The sequence below is a fragment of the Amycolatopsis nalaikhensis genome (genome assembly GCF_030264295.1).
Classification (GTDB): Bacteria; Actinomycetota; Actinomycetes; order Mycobacteriales; family Pseudonocardiaceae; genus Amycolatopsis; species Amycolatopsis nalaikhensis.
This window is the reverse complement of sequence record NZ_CP127173.1, coordinates 6,422,756-6,440,583: the sequence shown is the minus strand read 5'-3', so window position 1 is coordinate 6,440,583 and position 17,828 is coordinate 6,422,756. Positions and strand designations below refer to the sequence as shown.

The 17,828-nt window shown below is 73.1% G+C and carries 12 protein-coding genes, 1 pseudogene and 1 riboswitch; of the genes and pseudogenes, 2 read left to right on the top strand and 11 right to left on the bottom strand.

Translation table 11 applies throughout. The features are described from left to right. Positions 1 to 9 precede the first annotated feature (9 nt). Positions 10 to 949, bottom strand: a pseudogene (locus QP939_RS31525) (Ppx/GppA phosphatase family protein). Between the two features lie 252 nt (positions 950 to 1,201). Between QP939_RS31525 and QP939_RS31520 the strand changes: the two are divergent. Then, positions 1,202 to 1,792, top strand: a complete 591-nt coding sequence (locus QP939_RS31520; protein WP_285449829.1) for a class F sortase — start codon at positions 1,202 to 1,204, stop codon at positions 1,790 to 1,792. A gap of 205 nt (positions 1,793 to 1,997) precedes the next feature. On the opposite strand, the gene QP939_RS31515 is transcribed toward QP939_RS31520, so the two are convergent. The 4 genes from QP939_RS31515 to QP939_RS31500 all read right to left on the bottom strand — a co-directional run bounded on the left by QP939_RS31515 (position 1,998) and on the right by QP939_RS31500 (position 10,357). Then, positions 1,998 to 3,038, bottom strand: coding sequence for an LLM class F420-dependent oxidoreductase (locus QP939_RS31515; protein ID WP_285449827.1), 1,041 nt, complete (start codon positions 3,036 to 3,038; stop codon positions 1,998 to 2,000). An 87-nt stretch (positions 3,039 to 3,125) separates the two neighbouring features. After that, positions 3,126 to 4,052, bottom strand: coding sequence for a YihY/virulence factor BrkB family protein (locus QP939_RS31510; RefSeq protein ID WP_285449825.1), 927 nt, complete (start codon positions 4,050 to 4,052; stop codon positions 3,126 to 3,128). Between the two features lie 49 nt (positions 4,053 to 4,101). Next, complete coding sequence (fahA, locus tag QP939_RS31505) at positions 4,102 to 5,313, bottom strand: fumarylacetoacetase (protein ID WP_285449823.1); 1,212 nt, start codon at positions 5,311 to 5,313, stop codon at positions 4,102 to 4,104. Between the two features lie 79 nt (positions 5,314 to 5,392). Further along, positions 5,393 to 10,357 carry a DUF885 domain-containing protein gene (locus QP939_RS31500; protein ID WP_285449822.1) on the bottom strand — a complete coding sequence of 1,655 codons (4,965 nt, stop codon included), beginning with the start codon at positions 10,355 to 10,357 and terminating at the stop codon, positions 5,393 to 5,395. Positions 10,358 to 10,491: 134 nt separating this feature from the next. Between QP939_RS31500 and QP939_RS31495 the strand changes: the two genes are divergently transcribed. Beyond that, on the top strand, positions 10,492 to 11,553 hold the full coding sequence (locus tag QP939_RS31495; protein WP_285449821.1) for an AsnC family protein: 1,062 nt from the start codon (positions 10,492 to 10,494) through the stop codon (positions 11,551 to 11,553). On the opposite strand, the gene QP939_RS31490 is transcribed toward QP939_RS31495, so the two are convergent. The 6 genes from QP939_RS31490 to QP939_RS31465 form a co-directional block, all read right to left on the bottom strand. Beyond that, positions 11,550 to 12,479: an RluA family pseudouridine synthase gene (locus tag QP939_RS31490; protein WP_285449820.1), complete on the bottom strand. Its 930-nt coding sequence runs from the start codon at positions 12,477 to 12,479 to the stop codon at positions 11,550 to 11,552. The two genes, QP939_RS31495 and QP939_RS31490, sit on opposite strands and share 4 nt — an antisense overlap. After that, positions 12,476 to 13,123, bottom strand: a complete 648-nt coding sequence (gene lspA / locus QP939_RS31485) for a signal peptidase II (protein ID WP_434219589.1) — start codon at positions 13,121 to 13,123, stop codon at positions 12,476 to 12,478. The genes QP939_RS31490 and lspA overlap by 4 nt, the downstream gene beginning before the upstream one ends. Positions 13,124 to 13,146: 23 nt before the next feature. After that, the gene (locus QP939_RS31480) at positions 13,147 to 13,734 is read right to left on the bottom strand and encodes a hypothetical protein (RefSeq protein WP_285449819.1); all 588 of its coding nucleotides are present in this window, start codon (positions 13,732 to 13,734) and stop codon (positions 13,147 to 13,149) included. Between the two features lie 16 nt (positions 13,735 to 13,750). Then, positions 13,751 to 15,139: an aminotransferase class V-fold PLP-dependent enzyme gene (locus QP939_RS31475; RefSeq protein WP_285449818.1), complete on the bottom strand. Its 1,389-nt coding sequence runs from the start codon at positions 15,137 to 15,139 to the stop codon at positions 13,751 to 13,753. A 39-nt stretch (positions 15,140 to 15,178) separates the two neighbouring features. Then, positions 15,179 to 15,293: riboswitch (SAM riboswitch) on the bottom strand. A gap of 195 nt (positions 15,294 to 15,488) precedes the next feature. Continuing rightward, positions 15,489 to 16,145, bottom strand: coding sequence for a M23 family metallopeptidase (locus QP939_RS31470; RefSeq protein ID WP_285449817.1), 657 nt, complete (start codon positions 16,143 to 16,145; stop codon positions 15,489 to 15,491). Positions 16,146 to 16,255: 110 nt separating this feature from the next. Further along, on the bottom strand, positions 16,256 to 17,734 hold the full coding sequence (locus QP939_RS31465; protein ID WP_285449816.1) for a potassium/proton antiporter: 1,479 nt from the start codon (positions 17,732 to 17,734) through the stop codon (positions 16,256 to 16,258). Between the last annotated feature and the right edge of the window lie 94 nt (positions 17,735 to 17,828).

The following is a 17,828-nucleotide window of genomic DNA, read 5'->3' as shown; positions in this document are numbered from 1 at the left end:
GACCAGGGGTCAGGCCGCTTTCGAGGCGCGACGGACCGCCTTGTCCTGCAGCGTCAGGATCAGGCCGTCGCGGGTCGACCACGGGCAGATCGACACCTTGCCGCCCGCGACCGTCAGCAGCGCCTCCGCCACGATCGCGCCGGCGAGCGCCTGGTGGGCGCGGCTGCGGGAGATGCCGGGCAGCTCGGCCCGCTTCGACGGCGGCAGCGCGGCCAGCCGCGGGATCCACGCCCGCAGGTCGTCGAGCCGCAGCTCACGGCACTTCCCCGGACGGGCGCCGGCGAGCCGCGCGAGCTGCTGCAGCACCTTCGAGCAGCCGACGACGTGCGGGTCCTCGACGTCCGCGGCGCCCAGCGTGGTCGTGACGACGTCGAGCGCGTGCGCGCGCAGCGCCCTGACCTGCTTGTTCGAGACGCGCTCGGACGGCATCCAGTCCCGCGTCATCGAGCGGGCGCCCAGGGGCAGCGAGCGTGCGAAGGAGGCCTGCTCGCCGCAGCCCGCGGCGGAGCTCGACCGTCCCGCCGCCGATGTCGAGCACCAGCAGCGGGCCGGTGGCCGCGCCGTACCAGCGGCGGGCGGCGAGGTAGGCCAGCTCGGCTTCCTGGCGGCCGGAGAGGAACCGCAGCTCGACCCCGGTTTCGCCGGCGACGTACCGGACGACGTCGGCGGCGTTGGCCGCGTCGCGGATCGAGGACGTCGCCAAGGGGTAGACGCCGCTCACGCCGTGGCGGTAGGCCGTGGTCATCCCGGCGGCGACGGCGGCCGTGACGGCGGCGACGCCCCGGTCGGTCAGCCGGCCCTGGGTGTCGAGCTCGCGGTCGAGCCGCAGCCGCGTCTGGTGGTTCAGCACCGGCTCCCGCGGGGAACCCGCGACCGGGACGACGACCAGCCGGGCGCTGAACGACCCGACGTCCAGTACGCCCACCGCGGGCTCTTCGATCTTTCGCACTGCTCGGCGCACCTCATTTCCGCCTGGTGAATATCCCCAGTCCGACGGCCCGAAACCCGTAATCATGGCCGATCTCACGTCGCCGCGCCGGGCATTGACGGTATTGCGGCCCTCCGGGCGTGCCGTTCTGACGCGGAGGTCACAGTGCGATAACCCGATCGAGTGAACGAGGCGAGTATCGGACACGATTCGGTAACGCCCGCGGCCACGGCGCGATTAATCGGGCAAAGAAACCGGCGTGGAGCAGGGGAAATGATCGGACGCACCGAGCTCGCCCGGCCGGCCGCGGCGGTCCTCGCGGTCGTGGCCGGGCTCGGCTGCGTGCTGCTCGGGGTGACGTCGGTGGTCGCCCCGTCGGCATCGGTGACGCCCGGCGCGGAGGCCGCGGACCGGCCCGCCGCGGTCGGCAGCCCACCCGCCGCGCTGCTGGTCCCCGACCTGGGTCTGGCGGTGCGCCCGGTGGTCGAGCTCGGCCACATCGGCGGCCGCCGCGAGCAGCCCGGCACGGCGCTGGGCGTCGGCTGGTTCGCCGACGGTCCGGCACCCGGCGCACCGGGGGTGGCGGTGCTGTCGGGCCACGCGGGGTTCGGCTACGCGAGCGGGGCGTTCGCGCGGCTCAGCGCGCTGGAGCCGGGAGCCGCGGTGGTGGTGCGCACCGAGGACGGGCGCGAGGTCCGGTTCGTCGTCCGCCGGACGGCGTTCTTCCCGGCCGGCGAGCCGGACAGCACGCTGGTGGCACCGGAGGGCCCGGGGCCGCAGCTGAGGCTGATCACCAGCGACGGCACGTACGACGCCGCCGGGCTCAGCGGAACCCGGGTCGCGGTGTACGCGGTCCCCGCCTGACCCGCGCCCGCCAAGCGCCCCAAGGCCACATTGGTTGCGTCTGACGCACCGAAGGCCGCCTTGGGTGCGTCTCACGCACCGAAGGCCGCCTTCGTTGCGTCTCACGCACCGAAGGCCACATTGGGTGCGGCCCGCGCACCGAAGGCCGCCTTCGTTGCGTCCCACGCACCGAAGGCCACATTGGGGCGCTTGGGGCCCCGCCTGGTCAGCCGAGCAGTTCGCGCAGCTTCGACACCGCCGCCACCCTTGCCTCGCGGCCCGGGAGCAGCGGGTTGACCACCAGCGTCGTCGCGCCCGCCTCCTTGAACGCCGCCAGGCGCTCCTTCACGTACCCCGCCGGGCCGACCAAGGAAATCGCGCGCAGCAGGTCCAGCGGGACCGCGGCCGCCGCCTCCTCCTTCTTGCCGTCCAGGTAGAGGTCCTGGATCAGCTTCGCCTCCGCCTCGTAGCCGTAGCGGCGGGCGAGGTCGTTGTAGAAGTTCTTGCCCCGCGCGCCCATCCCGCCGATGTACAGCGCCAGGATCGGCCGCAGGTGGTCGAGCAGCGGCTCGACGTCGTCGCCGATCGCCAGTGCCGCCGACACGTACGTGTCCAGCTCGCCCAGCGACGCGTCCCGCTTCGCCTTGCCCTCCGCCAGGGACTCGCCCCACACGTCGGCGGCCTTCTCCGGGTGGAAGAAGATCGGCTGCCAGCCCTCCGCGATCTCCGCCGTGAGCGCCACGTTCTTCGGGCCGATCGCCGCCAGCAGCACCGGGATCCGCTCGCGCACCGGGTGGTTGATCAGCTTCAGCGGCTTGCCCAGCCCGGTGCCCTGCTCGGGTGGCAGCGGGATCGTGTAGTGCTTGCCCTCGTGCACCACGCGCTCGCGGCGCCACACCTGGCGGCACACCTCGACGATCTCGCGGGTGCGGCCCAGCGGCGCGTCGTACTTCACGCCGTGGAAGCCCTCGATCACCTGCGGGCCCGACGCACCGAGCCCGAGGATGAACCGCCCGTCCGAGACGAAGTCGAGGCCGGCCGCGGTCATCGCGGTGAGCGTCGGCGTGCGCGTGTAGATCTGGAAGATGCCGGACGCGAGCTGGACACGCTCGGTCTTCGCGGCGAGGTAGCCGAGCTGGCTCACGGCGTCGAACGAGTAGGCCTCGGGAACGAACGCGACGTCGAGCCCCACCTTCTCGAGTTCGACGATGTCCGCGACGCTGTCGGCGAAGCCTCCGGCGTAGTTGATCGCGGTCCCGATCCGCATGGCCACCTCCGTTGCTGAGCAAGCGCTTAGTCCCGGAATCCTAACGGGACCCGGCCGCCGTCACCGGGGTGATGTGTGACCCGCCACTCAACGGCCGGTCAGCGTCCGGACCACCAGTTCCGCCGACGCGCCGGCCCCGAGCGTCGTCCCGGCGTAGCGGACGTCGGCGCCGAGCGTGCCCGCCGGCGGCTCGTCCCGGACCGTGATCCACACCGCGACCATGAGCAGCCAGCGCACGATCAGGTACCCGAACAGCAGGACGCCGACCAGCGTGCCGAACGTCGCGACGGCCGGGGACCGCCCCACCAGGTGCAGGTAGAGGCCACCGGCCTGCTGGATCGCGCCGAGCCCGACGGCGGCGGCCCCGGCCGGGCGCAGCGTCGAGCGCAACGGCAGCGGCCGTCGCGGCAGCCGGGCCAGGCACCAGGCGATGACCAGCCAGTTCGCCGCGAGCCCGAGCAGCAGCGAGCCCGCGACGAGCAACACCTGCGCGAACCCGCCGTCGAGACCGGTCAGGTGCAGGAGCCAGGTGCCGACCGCGCCGGTGAGCGCCGCCAGTCCGAAGGAGACGGTCATCGCCAGCCCCACACCGACGAGCGCGAGGACGTCGGCGACGATGCCGCGGACGAGCGGGCGCGGGGTCCGTTCCTGGCCGAGCATGGCGGTGACGGCGTCGCGGACGTTGCTGATCCAGCTCCAGCCCGAGTAGGCGGCGACGGCCAGCGCGAGCAGCCCGATCCGGCCGCGTTCCCCGACGACGGTGTGCACGATGTCCGTGACCTGCCCGGCGACCTCGGGCGGCAGGGAGCCGTCGATGACGCGGTCGAGCTCGGCGGCGAGCAGCCGGTCACCGGCCAGCACGAACCCGGCGACCGAGACCGCGACCATGATCAGCGGGACGAGCGCGAGCAAGCTGAAGAACGTCACGGCGGCGGCGTAGTGGTCACCGTCGCGTTCCCGGTACGTCGTCAGGGTCGCGCCGACCCGCCGCCACGGTTTTCGCTGCGCCGTCATCGGCCCGACCCTCTCATCCGTCCGAGCCCCGCGCAGCCCGGGCGGGAAGTCACCCCGGGCTGGGCAGGACCTTCCCCCGCACTTCGCCGAAGCCGATCCGCGCGCCGCCCGGCCCGGGGGCGGTCCCGCTGATCACGACCTCGTCGCCGTCCTCCAGGAACGTGCGGGTCTGACCGTCCGGCAGCTCGAACGGTTCCCGGCCGCCCCAGGACAGTTCCAGCAGGGACCCCCGCTGGTCGCGTTCCGGCCCGGTGACGGTGCCCGAGGCATAGAGGTCGCCGGTGCGCAGGCTCGCGCCGTTGATGGTCAGGTGCGCGAGTTGCTGCGGCGCCGTCCAGTACTGCGTGGCAAAGGGCGGGCTGGAGACGAGGTGGCCGTTGAGCCGGATCTCCAGAGCGAGGTCCAAGCCCCAGTTTTCGGTGGTGCGCAGGTAGTCGAAGGGTTCGGGATCCTGCTTCGGGCCCTCGACGCGGGCGTGGTCGAGCGCGGCGAGCGGCACGATCCACGGCGACACGGACGTGGCGAACGACTTGGCGAGGAACGGCCCCAGCGGCTGCGACTCCCAGGCTTGGAGGTCGCGCGCCGACCAGTCGTTGACCAGGCAGACGCCGAAGACGTGGTCGGCGAAGTCCTCAGTGGACACCGGAGTGCCCACAGTGGACGGAGCACCGACGACGAACCCGACCTCCGCCTCGATGTCCAGCAGTCGCGAGGGACCGAACGAGGGAGCGTCGGCGCTGCGGGGTTTGCGTTGCCCGCGCGGGCGGACGACGGGGGTGCCGGACGCGAAGACGGTGCCCGCCCGGCCGTGGTAGCCGATGGGCAGGTGCTTCCAGTTCGGCGGCAGCTCGGCAGCGTCGGGCCGGAAGATCTCGCTGGCGTTGAGGGCGTGGTGCTCGCTGGAGTAGAAGTCGACGTAGTCGGCGACTTCGAAGGCGAGGTGGGTGGTCACCTCGCCTTGGGGCACCAGGTGTTTGCGGAGCTGGTCGGCGTAACGCGGCTCGGTCAGCCAGTCGCGGAGGCGCTCGCGGACTTCGCGCCAGGTACCCGGACTGGCGGCCAGGAGGGGGTTGAGCACGCCGGAGGTGAGCAGGGGCGCGAAGGCCGCGGCGGTTTCGGCCGCGGCGGCGGTCAGGTCGAGGACGTGCTCGCCGACCGGGACGCCGATCCGCCGCTCGGGCACCCCGCCGACGGAGAACGCGCCGTAGGGCAGGTTGTCCAGGCCGAACGGGGTGTCGTCGGCGAGTTCGAGCCAGGTCACGCTTGCTCCCTTTCCTGGTTGGATCGCGCCGCGACGCCGCCCGACGCCGCAGCACGGGCGAGGTCGAGCCGAGCCACCGTCACTCCCCCGCCAGCCGGGACTCCACCCACGCCGACACCACGTCCGCCAGTACCGGGAGCGGCAACGTTCCGCTGCCCAGCACCGTGTCGTGGAACTCGCGGATGTCGAACCGGTCGCCCAGCGCCCTCTCCGCCTCCGAGCGCAGCCGCTCGATCTCCAGCCTGCCCACCATGTAACTCAGCGCCTGGGCCGGGTGGCCCGCGTAGCGGTCGATCTCCGCCTCGATCTCGATCTGGGCCATCGGCGTGTTGTCGCGCAGGAACTCCACCGCGCGGCTTCGGCTCCAGCCCAGCGCGTGCATGCCCGTGTCCACCACCAGGCGGGCCGCGCGCATCGAGTCCTGGGTCAGCAACCCGAACCGGGACACGTCGTCCGAGTACAGCCCCATCTCGTCCGCGAGGCGCTCCGCGTACAGGCCCCAGCCCTCCGCGTACGCGGTGAACATGCCGATCCGGCGCAGCAGCGGAACACCGGTCAGCTGCTGTGCCAACGTCAGCTGGAAGTGGTGACCCGGCACCGCTTCGTGGAACGCCACCGCTTCGCCGAGCGTCCGCTGGCGCTGGTCGGCCTCGTGCGTGTTCGCGTAGTACGTGCCCGGCCGTGAGCCGTCGAGGGACGCGTCGATGTAGTACGCGATCGAGCCGCTCTCCGCCTCCGCCGCGGGGACCGGGGCCACCTCGCACCGCTGCTCCGGTACCCGGGAGAACCATTGCGGCGCAACGGCTTCCGCGCGGGCGATCGTCGTGCGGGCGGCCTCCAGCAGCTCCTCGCCGTCGCGCCAGCGCAACGCCGGGTCCGTGCGGATCCGCTCGAAGATCTCCGCGAGATCGGTCGTGCCGAACACCTTCGCGCCCAGCTCGCGGTACTCCCCCGCCAGCCGCTCGATGATCGCCAGCCCCGTGTCGTGCAGGTCCTGCGCCGTGCGCTCGGTCGTCGTCTCGGCGCGGATCAACGCCGCGTACCGCTCCGGCCCGCCCGGCAGGTCGCCGATGCCCGGCGACGTCTCCGGCCGCGACACCGGGACCACCTCCGAAGCCAGGAAGTCGCGGTACCGCGCGTACGCCGGGTACACGACCTCCGCCAGCAGCCGGTCGCGCTCCTCCTCGAGCCCGTGCAACGGCACCTTCAGCGGGTCGTTCTCCGGGTCGGCCAGGTACCGCTCGACGTACCCGACGCCGATGCGCGCCAGGAACTCCGGCGGCGTGAGGCCCTGGGCCAGCGCCGCCCGCTGCCGCTCGATCAGCTGGTCGAGGTACGTTCCGACGGCGGCGAGCCTGCTCAGGTAGCCGCGGGCCTTGGCCTCGTCGTCGATGATCGTCTGCGGCAGCAGCATCAGCAGTTCCAGGGCCGGCGCCGCCAGCCCGTCGCTCACCGCGATGTCGGCCCGGCCGGAGTCGAGCACGTCGATCAGCGTGCGCGCCTGCCAGATCACGACGTCGCGCGTGACGCGCTCGGCCGCCGTCAACGCCGACGCGTCGAGCGCCTCCGCGCGGCCGATGATCGCGGCCAGCCCCGCGCGGTGCCGGGCGATGGCCTCGGCGCTCTGGTCGGCGAGCCGGTCGTGCTCACCCGGCAGCCCGTACAGCGACCGGTACAGCGGCTGGGCCTCGAACATCAGCTCCAGGCACTCGTCGGCGAGGCGGTCGGGCGTGTCGGCCTGGCCCGCCACCCAGTCGTCGACGACCTTCGCCAGCGCGGACAGCGGCAGCATGCCGTGGCCCAGCACGACTTCGTGGAATCCGCGGATGTCGAACCGGTCGCCGAGCGCCCGCTCGGCCTCGGCCCGCAGCCGCTGGATCTCCAGCCGCCCGACCATGTAGCCCAGCGCCTGCCCCGGCCAGCCGACGTAGCGGTCGATCTCCGCTTCGATCTCCAGCCGCGCCATCGGCGTGTGCTCGACGAGGAAGTCGATCGCCCGCTGACGGCTCCACCCCAGCGCGTGCAGGCCGGTGTCGACGACCAGCCGCCCGGCCCGCATCGAGTCCTGCGTCAGCATGCCCAGGCGCGCGAGGTCGTCGGAGTACAGCCCCATCTCGTCGGCGAGCCGCTCGGCGTACAGCCCCCAGCCCTCGGCGTAGGCGTTGAACATGCCGATCCGCCGCAGCAGCGGGAGATCACGCAGCTCCTGCGCCAGGCTGAGCTGGAAGTGGTGCCCCGGCACGGCTTCGTGGAACGCGATCGCCTCGCTGGTGAACCGCGGCCGCTTGTCCGCCTCGTACGTGTTCGCGTAGTACGTGCCCGGCCGCGAACCGTCGAGCGACGGCTGGAGGTAGTACGCGATCGTGCCGCTCGCGGCGTCGGCCTCCGGCACCGGGGCCACCTGGCACTTCTCCGCCGGGATGCGCGAGAACCACTGCGGGGCAACGGCTTCCGCCCGCGCGACGACGTCGCGGGCCGCCGACAGCAGCTCCTCGCCGTCCCGCCAGCGCAGCGCCGGGTCGGTGCGCAGCCGCTCGAAGATCTCCGCGAGATCGGTGGTGCCGAACACCTTCTGCCCCAGCTCGCGGTACTCCGCCGCCAGGTTTTCGATGATCGCGAGGCCGGTTTCGTGCAGTTCCTGCGCCGTGCGCTCGGTCGTCGTCTCCGCGCGGATCAGCGCCGCGTACCGCTCGGCGCCGCCCGGCACGTGGCTGATCCCGGGCGCGGTGTCGGGCCGGCCGACCGGTTCCACCTCGGTGCGCAGGAATTCGCGGTAGCGCGCATAAGCCGGGTGGACGACGTCGGCGAGCAGGCGGTCCCGTTCGGCTTCGAACCCCTCGACGTCCACCGTGGCCGCGACCTTCAGCGGGTCTTCCGGGGCGGCCAGGTAGCGGTCGATGTACTCGACGCCGACGCGGGCGAGGTAGGCGGGCGGCACCAGGCCGTCGGCCAGGCTTTCCCGCTGGCGCACGGTCAGCGTCTCGAGGTACGGCTCGATCGCGGTGAGCCGGGCGAGGTAGCCGCGGGCCTTCTTCTCGTCGTCCAGCTGGTAGTACGGCAGGGCCAGGAGCAGCATCAGCGCGGGCGAAGTGAGCCCGTCGCTGACCGCGATGTCGGCCGACCGCGCGGCCAGCCGATCGGCCTCCACCTCGGCGGAGGCGATGACGACCTCGCGGGTCACCGTCTCCTCGGGGGTCAGGTCGTCCGTGGGCAACGCACGGGCGCGGGCGGCCAGCCCGCGGTAGGCGGCGAGGAACCGCTCCTGCGCTTCCCGCGACTGGTCGGCGAGCCGGTCGTGGTCCCCGGGCAGGCCCAGCAGCGACGGCCCCAGCGGGTCCTGCTCGAACGTCAGCTCGACGAGCTCGTCCGCCAGGCCGCCGACCGTGTCGCCGTGCCCGGCCACCCACTCGTCGACGACGGAGGCGAGCACCGACAGCGGCAGCGCGCCGCCGGCCAGCACGACGTCGTGGAACGCGCGCAGGTCGAACCGGGAGCCGAGGCGCTGCTCGGCGCGGGTGCGGATCCGCTGGATCTCCAGCCGCCCCACCATGTACGCCAGCGCCTGGCCCGGCCACGCGATGTAGCGGTCGATCTCGGACTCGACCTCGACGCGCGCCTCCGGCGTGTGCTCGAGCAGGTAGTCGACGGCCTGCTGGCGGCTCCAGCCGAACGCGTGCAGCCCGGTGTCGACGACCAGCCGGGCGGCCCGCATCGAGTCGCCGGTGAGCATCCCGAGCCGCGCGACGTCGTCGGAGTAGAGGCCCATCTCGTCGGCGAGGCGCTCGCTGTAGAGCCCCCAGCCCTCGGTGTAGGCGGTGAAGTTGCCGATGCGGCGCAGCAGCGGCAGGTCGGTGAGGCCCTGCGCGGTGCTCAGCTGGAAGTGGTGCCCCGGCACGGCTTCATGGAACGCGGTCGACTCGGCCGTGTGCCGGAACCGCTCGGTGGCCTCGTGGGTGTTCGCGAAGTAGATGCCCGGGCGGGAGCCGTCGGCGGCGGGCCGCAGGTAGTACGCCGCGGGCGCGCCGGGCGCGACCTCGGCCGGCACCGCCTCGACCGCGCACTCCTGCGGCGGGATGCGGTGGAACCACTTCGGGGCTTCGGCGGTGGCCCTGGCGACGGCCGTGCGCGCAGTGTCCAGCAGCTCGTCGCCGGTGGTCCAGCGCAGGGCCGGGTCGGTGCGCAGGCGCTCGAAGATCTCCGCGAGGTCGTCGGTGCCGAACACCTTCTGCCCCAGCTCGCGGTACTCGGCGGCGAGCGACTCGATGACGTCGAGGCCGGTCTGGTGCAGTTCGGCGGGGGTGAACTCCGTGGTCGTGTGGACGCGCGCGAGCCGCGCGTACGCCTCTTCGCCGCCGGGCAGCCACGACAGGCCCGGCCGGTCGGCGGGCCGCCCGTGCGGCTTCACCTCGGTGGCGAGGAACTCGCGGTACTCGGCGAAGGCCGGGCGGACGACGTCGGCCAGCAGCTCGTCGCGCCGTCGTTCGAACTCCTCGCTCGGCGCCGGCTGGCGGCGCAGCGGGTCGGCGGCCGGCTCGGCCAGGTAGCGGTCGAGGTGCGCGACCGCGGCGTCGACCAGGTGCGCCACCGGGACGAGCCCGGCCGCGATGCCCTCGGCGTGCCGCCGCGCGGCCTGCCGCAGGTACTCCGGGATCGCGGCCAGCCGCCCGAGCTGCGCCTCCGCGGTCTCCTCGTCGGCCACCGTCGTCATCGGCAGCGCCATGAGCAGCGACGCCGCGGGCGCGACCATGATGTCGGTGACCGTGAACTCGGTCATCCGCGAGTCGATCGACGCGATGCGGACCTCGGCCGAGGTGATCAGGACTTCGCGGGTGACGCGGTCTTCGGCGGACAGGTCACCGGTGTCCAGCGCGCGGGCCCGCTCGAGCAGCTCGACGAGCCGGGCGCGGAACGCCTGCTCGGCTTCGGCCGATTGGTCGGGCAGGCCGGGCTCCGCCGGGCGGACGCCCAGCAGGGCGGGCGTCAGCGGATCGGCGGCGAACAGCGCTTCGACGAACTCGCCGGCGAGTTCGGTGACCGCGGTCATGGGCAGGACCCCCAGCTTCGATGGTGTGCTCCCGGCCGACCCTAACGGAGACCACCGACAAGACCGGCGCGCATTTCGCCGGGGGCGGACGGCCTTCGGCACGACCGCGGCGGCGAACCGGTAGCGTGCTGCGGGTGGCCGTGACCGATCCCGTGGATGCCCGCCTGCTCGCCGCGCTCGCCGACCTCGGCAAGGCCGCGGTGCACGAGCTCGCGGCCAAGGTCGGCATGGACCCCCGCGAGGTCGCCTACCGGCTGGTCGCGCTCTCCGGCAGCGGGCTGCCGCTGCTCGTCGGCGTCGAGAGCGACCCGCAGGGGCTGCGGGCGGCGATCGCCGGCGTGCCGCCGTCGTGGGCGAACCGGCCGCCGCAGGCCCCGCCGTCGCAACCGGTCCCGCAGCAGCAGCCGATGCCGCCGGGCCCGCCGTCGGCTCCCCAGGGCGTGCCGTCCGGGCCGTACAACGTCCAGGGCGCCCCTTCCGGCCCGTACAACGTCCAGGGCGCGCCCTCGGGGCCGTACAACGTCCAAGGCGCGCCGTCCGGCCCGTACGCCGTGCAAGGCGCGCCTTCGGGGCCGTACAACGTGCAGGGCACGCCGTCCGGGCGGTACCCGGGCCCGCCGCCCCGCCCGCCGCAGCCGCCGCGCCCGCCCCAGCAGCAGTTCACGCCGCCGCCGGTGCCGCTCGACCCGGCGGTGAGCACGTGGGGCGTGCCGCAGACGGCGTCGTGGGCCCGCGGCGACGAACCCGCCCGGCCCGCCGCCGGGACCACCCCGGGCAAGCAGGGCAAGCTCGGCGAGGTCATGGAGACCCAGGGCCTGGAGGGCGAGCAGCTGACCGTGCAGCTCCTGGAGGTCCAGGACCCGGCGGACTACCTGTTCAGCGCGGCCGGATACCGGCTCGAAGACGGCGAGCGCGCGGTCGTCGTGCACACCGAGATCACCAACCGCGGGGCGATCCCGTTCGCGTCGCTGCCGGACAACTACCTCGAGCTGATCGGCGCCGACGGCACGGCGATCGGCAAGGCCCCGGTGTCGCTGACGTCGCGGCCGCCGCACAAGATCGGCGTCAAGCCGGGCGAGACGCTCGGCGGCCACACGGTGTACGTCCTGCCGGACGCGACCCGCGTGGTGTCGGTGCGCTGGAGCCCGCGGCCGGAGCCGGACGAGCGCACGCTGACCTGGTCGATCGAGGACTAGTAGCTCTCGTCGCGGAGGATTTCCAAGGCCTTCGCGAGGTCGTCCGGGTACTCCGACTCGAACTCGACCCACCGGCCGTCGGCCGGGTGCGCGAAGGCCAGCGTCTTCGCGTGCAGCCACTGGCGGCTCAGCCCGAGGTGGCGGGCCAGCACCGGGTCCGCGCCGTAGGTCAGGTCGCCGACGCAGGGGTGCCGCAGGGCCGAGAAGTGGACGCGGATCTGGTGCGTGCGCCCGGTTTCGAGCTTGATGTGCGCCAGCGACGCCGCGCGGAAGGCCTCGACGACCTCGTAGTGCGTGACGCTCGGCCGCCCGCCCTGGACCACCGCGAACTTGTAGTCGTGGCGCGGGTGGCGGTCGATCGGCGCGTCGATGGTGCCGCGCGTCGGGTCCGGGTGGCCCTGGACGATCGCGTGGTAGCCCTTGTCGACCGTGCGTTCCTTGAACGCGCGCTTGAGCACCGTGTACGCGTGCTCGCTCTTGGCCACCACCATCACGCCGGTGGTGCCCGCGTCGAGCCGGTGCACGACGCCCTGGCGCTCGGCCGCGCCCGACGTCGCGATGCGCAGGCCCGCCGCGGCGAGGCCGCCGACCACGGTCGGGCCGGTCCAGCCCGGGCTCGGGTGCACGGCGACGCCGACCGGCTTGGAGATCACGACGATGTCGTCGTCGTCGTGCAGGATCTGCATGCCTTCGACCGGCTGCGCGACGACCTCGACCGGGTTCGCCGGTTCCGGAAGCGTGATTTCCAGCAGACCACCGCCGGAGAGCCGGTCGGACTTGCCCGCGGGGCGGCCGTCGAGCAGCACGTCGCCGGACTCGGCGAGCTCGGCGACGACCGTGCGGGACAGCCCGAGCAACTTGGCGAGGCCGGCGTCGACCCGCATCCCGTCCAGCCCGTCGGGCACCGGGAGCATCCGCGAGCTCACGCCTGTTCCTCCTGCTCGACGGCCTTCTTCTTGTCCTTGGTCGACGTGCCGTCGTAGTCCTTGCCGAGCAGCGAGAGCAGCACGATGAGCGCGCCGCCGACGCAGATCGCCGAGTCGGCGATGTTGAAGATCGCGAAGCCCTTGCCGTTGGGGGCGAAAGCCGAGATGAAGTCGACGACGTGGCCCTGCAGGCCGCCGGGCGCGCGGAAGATGCGGTCGGTGAGGTTGCCGGTGGCGCCGGCGAGCACCAGGCCGAGGCCGATGGCCCAGCCGATCGAGCGCAGCCGCCGCGACAGCCAGATGATCGCGATGACGACGGCCAGCGCGACCAGCGCGAGCACCCACGTCATGCCGGTGGCCATCGAGAACGCGGCACCCGGGTTGCGGATCACCTGCAGGTAGATCAGCCCGCCGAGGATCTTGACCGGCTCCTTGCCCTCCAGGTTGGCGGTGACCAGGTTCTTCGTCACCAGGTCGATTGCCCAGAACACGATCGCGACGGCGAACACCCAGCCGACCCGCCGCTTCGGCAGCAGCGGCTTCGCCGGGACCTCCGGGCTTTCCGGCGCGTCCGCGGCGGGGTCGGGCGCCCTCTCTTCGGGGGCGGCGGCGTCGGGTTCGGAGTGGCTGGGCTCGGTGCTCACCGGTCCATTGTCCACGGCGCTGGTCAGTGCGTGTCGGCGGCGGTGTCCGGGCGGTGCCGCAGCAGGGCGGCGAAGGCCGCGGCGAGCAGCACGGCCGCCGACAGCAGCACGCCCACGAGGTCGGCCGAGAGCACGACGGCGACCACGGCGAACGCGACCGCGGTCAGCAGGACGAACACGCTGCGTTCGTACGCGGCGAGCGCCACCAGGCCGATCGTGGCCAGCAGCGGACCGCGCAAGCCGTCGCCGATGCGGAACTGCCAGGACCCGACGAGGTCGAGCAGCGGGACGGCGAGCAGCGCGCCGACCGTGCCGAGGACGTACCAGCCGATCCGGGCGGGCCGCCGGGTCACGCCGTACCAGACGGCCGTGCCCAGGATCGCGACGCCGAGCGCGACGAGCCACATGAGCTCGGAGGGCAGCGCCGGGTCGAAGACGTGGAAGTCGTCCGAGGCGCGGAATTCCAGCCTGGCGTAGTTCGGGCTGTAGTCCCCGAAGTCCCAGAGCCGCCGAGCCGGGCCGCGGGTCGACATCAGCCGCACCGACGCCGTGCCGAGCTGCGCGAACCCCAGCAGTGCCAGCGGAAACCAGAAACGCGGCCCTCTCCCCATCGGCCCAGGCTAGCGCTCAGCAGAAGGGCGGCAGCTCCCGCGGGTCCGCGACCGGCGCCCACCGGCCGTCGGCCTTCGCGTACTCCCAGCGGGCCCCGCGGGCGACGATCTGGCGCAGGGCCAGCACGACGCGGTCGACGTGCTCTTCGGTGCTGCCGAGGCCGAGGCTGACCCGGACGGCCTGCTGTCCCTCGCCGCCGGCGACGCCGATGAGCCGCTTGGCCGCGACGTGGGCGCAGAAGGCGCCGTCGCGCACGCCGATGCCGTATTCGGCGGAGAGCACGGCGGCGAGCCAGCCGGGGTCGAAGCCGTCGACGACGAAGCTGACCGTGCCGACGCGGTCGACCGGCGCGTCGAACAGCCGCAGCTCCGCGCAGCCCGGGATGCCTTCGAGGCCCTTGCGCAGCCGGGTGAGCAGGGCCTGTTCGTGCGCTTCGACCGCGTCCCAGCCGGCGGCGAGGGTCTCGCACGCGACGCCGAGGGCGTAGACGCCGACGGTGTTGGGCGAACCGGCTTCGTGGCGCTCGGGCCCCGTGTTCCAGACGACGGCGTCTTCGGTGACGAGCTTGGTCGCGCCACCGCCGGCGAGGTACGGCCGGGCGGCGCGCAGCCAGTCGGCGCGGCCGATCAGGGCCCCGGCGCCGAAGGGCGCGTAGAGCTTGTGCCCGGACAGGGCGACGTAGTCGACGTCGAGGTCCTTGATCGAGATCCGGCGGTGCGGGGCGAGCTGGGCCGCGTCGAGCGCGACGCGGGCGCCGTGCTTCCGCGCCACCGCGGCGATTTCGGCGACGGGGAGGAGTTCACCGGTCACATTGGACGCTCCGGTGACGACGACGAGCCGCGGCCCCTGCGGGCATCCGGCGAGCGCTTCGTCCACAGCGGACACCGCGGCGAGGCGGGTGCGCGGGGTCGGGATCCGCCGGACGTTCGGGCCCTGCCACGGAAGCAGGGCGGCGTGATGCTCAGTGTCGAACACCACGACGGAGGTGTGCCGCGGCAGGCTGCGGGCGAGCAGGTTGAAGGAATCGGTGGTGTTGCGGGTGAAGACGACGGTGTCGGTCCGCCGCGCGCCGACGAAGCGGCGGAGGGTGTCGCGGGTGCGTTCGTAGAGGCGGGTGGAGACCTGCGACGCGAAGCCCGCGCCGCGGTGCACGCTGGCGTACCAGGGAAGGAACTCGTCGACGGCGGTGCGGACGGCTTCCAGGCAGGGGGCGCTGGCGGCGTGGTCGAGATTGGCGTAGCCGATGGTGCCGCCGGTGACGAGGGGAACGCGGAGGGCGGCTCCGGCGACGGCGGGGATGGCTTGCGGGGCAACGGTTGCAGCGAGATGCGCGGCGGCGGGAATGCCTTGCGCGGCAACGGTTTCACCAGCAACAGCCACGGTACGATCGATGGCGAGAGTCATCGGGGTGCCTCCTCGGCAATCCGGGGGACCCCGGCGAGGGGCCCGCGCTTGCCCGTCGCACGGCGCGACCGGCCCGGTCTTCACCCGGGGCACCCCACCGCGGTAGGAGGGTTGCCGGCCAGCAAGCCGGGGCTTCGCGCTGGCACTCATGACCTGGCACCGAAGGTAACCGAGAACGTCTCCGGCGGCCAACCCCCGGCTCACATTCTGAGACACCGCTCACAGGCCGCCCACCGGCCGACGTGGGCTGAAGGGCCCTTTCCTGGCATGCGGTGCGAGGAATGGGCCCTTCACCGCATCAGACGAGACGAACGTCCCCTTCAGCCCACCGGGCCGCGCCCCGCCCGGCTCAGAGCTTCGCGCGGAAGTGGCCCGGCAGCTGCGTCACCGCGTTGTCGGTCACGTGCGTCGCCGTGCCCGTGTACTGCTCGGCTCCCGCCGCGAACCGCCAGCCGCCCAACGTCTTTCCGTCCACCGGCTCGCCCAGCGCCGCCGCCACCGTGGTCGAGACCTGGCCGATCGCCATGCCGTCCCAGTCGCCCGCCGTCGCGTCCGGGAGGGTCCAGAGCGTGAAGTGCACGTGGGCTCCCGTGCTGCTGCCGCCGCACGGGAGCGCGTTGCCCGTCGAACCGAGGACCGCGCCCGCCTCGACCTGCTCACCGTCGGTGACCTTGATGCCCTCCAGGTGGTAGTACCCCGTGCGCCAGCCGCCCGCGTGGTCGATCGTCACCCAGTCGCCGCCCGCGCAGTGCTGCAGGTGCACCGTGCCCGCCAGCGGCGCCCGCACCGTGCGGTCGGCCGGGCTGAAGTCGATCGCGTTCCGCACGCCGGTGCTGCCGTCGTCGGAGTGGATGCCCGCCGAGTAGACCTGCTGACCCGCCTCGAACGGCAGCGCCAGCGCCGGGAGCGGAGCCGCTTCGGCCGTCGCGGCCGGGGCGGTGAGCAGCCCGACGGCCGACGTGATCGCGGCGGTCAGACCCGCTCCGCGGACAAGCAGTTTCGTCACCGTGCGTACTCTTTTCACCCATTCGAACTAACCTGATCGAGCGCACGTTAGGCCAAAGGGTGGATCACAGGGAAGATCACCACCGAAATTCGTGCCGGAGATTCGCGTCGCTAGCGGCCGGACTCGCCCTTCCAGCGGGCCAGGCGCCCGGCCCGGTCCACCGCGCGGAGACGGCGCTCGACGGCGTCGCGGACGGCGGCCGTCGTGACCACCAGCAGCTGGTCGTGCTCCTGCAGCCGGCTCGTCTTCTGCGGCGTGAAGCCCGCGCCTTCGCGCACGACCAGGCTGACCGTCGCGCCCACCGGCAGCCGCAGCTCCGACAGGTACACGCCGTGCAGCTTCGACCCGGGCTGGATGCGGACCTGCAGCAGCTCGGCCCCCAGCTCGTCCAGCGGGGCGGCGTCGACCTCGATCTCGTGCGCCTCGGACTTCCGGGCCAGCCCGAGCCACCGGCCGAGCGGCCCGAGCGTCGCGCCCTGCAGCAGCGTCAGCACGATGACCAGCACGAACACCGCGTCGACCAGCCGTTGCGCGCCCGGCAGGCCCTGCGACAGCGGGATCATCGCGAGCACGATCGGCACCGCACCGCGCAGTCCGGCCCACGACAGGAACGCCTGTTCCCGCCACGGCAGCCGGAACGGCAGCATCGCCAGCACCACCGAGATCGGCCGGGCCAGCAGCAGCACGACGGCGCCCGCGACCAGCCCCGGCACCACCGCTTCGAGCAGCCTGCCCGGTGAGGCGAACAGGCCGAGCAGCACGAACAGCCCGATCTGCGCCAGCCAGCCCAGCCCCTCGGCGAACGAGAGCGTGTCCGACCGGTGCGGCAGCCGCGAGTTGCCGAGCACGAGCGCGGCGACGTACGTCGCGAGCAGCCCGGACGCGTGCAGCAGCTGCCCCGACGAGTAGGCCACGACGCACACCGCGACCGTGGCCAGCGGGTAGAGCCCGGTCGCCGGCAGCGCGGCCCGGCGCAGCGCGAGCCCGCCGAGCCAGCCGAAGCCCAGGCCGATCGCCAGGCCCGTCGCGAGCTCGTAGACGACCAGCAGTGGCAGTGTCCAGTCCACAGTGGCGCCTTCGGCGAGCACCACGACGGCGATGTACGCCGGCGCGTCGTTGATTCCCGACTCGAGTTCGAGCGCGCCCGTGAGCCGTTTACCGATGCCCGCCGAGCGCAGCACCGAGAACACCGCGGCCGCGTCGGTCGACGCGAGCACCGCGCCCCACAGCAACGCGAACCGCCAGTCGAGGCCCAGCAGCCAGTGCAGGGCCGCGCCGGTGACCGCGACACTCACCACGACGGCCACTGTGGACAGTGCGATTCCGGCGCCCAGCGCGGGTTTCACCGACGACCACCGCGTCGTCAGGCCACCTTCGGCGAGGATCATCACGAGCGCGGCGAGGCCGAGCGACTGCGTCAGCTCGGGGCTGTCGAAGCGGATACCGAAGCCGGCTTCGCCCAGCAGCACGCCGATCGCGAGGTAGAGCAGCAGCGACGGCAGGCCGAGCCGGATCGACACGCGCACGGCGAGCACGGAGGCGAGCAGCACGACGCCGCCGATGCCGAGCAGCACGGGGAGCTGGTCCATGCCGCCTCCCTCCGAGTGCCGTGGGCACTCAGAATAATGAGGCAGGGGGATTAACTCGTTCGTGTACCGCTGCGCCGAACCGGATACCGGATGT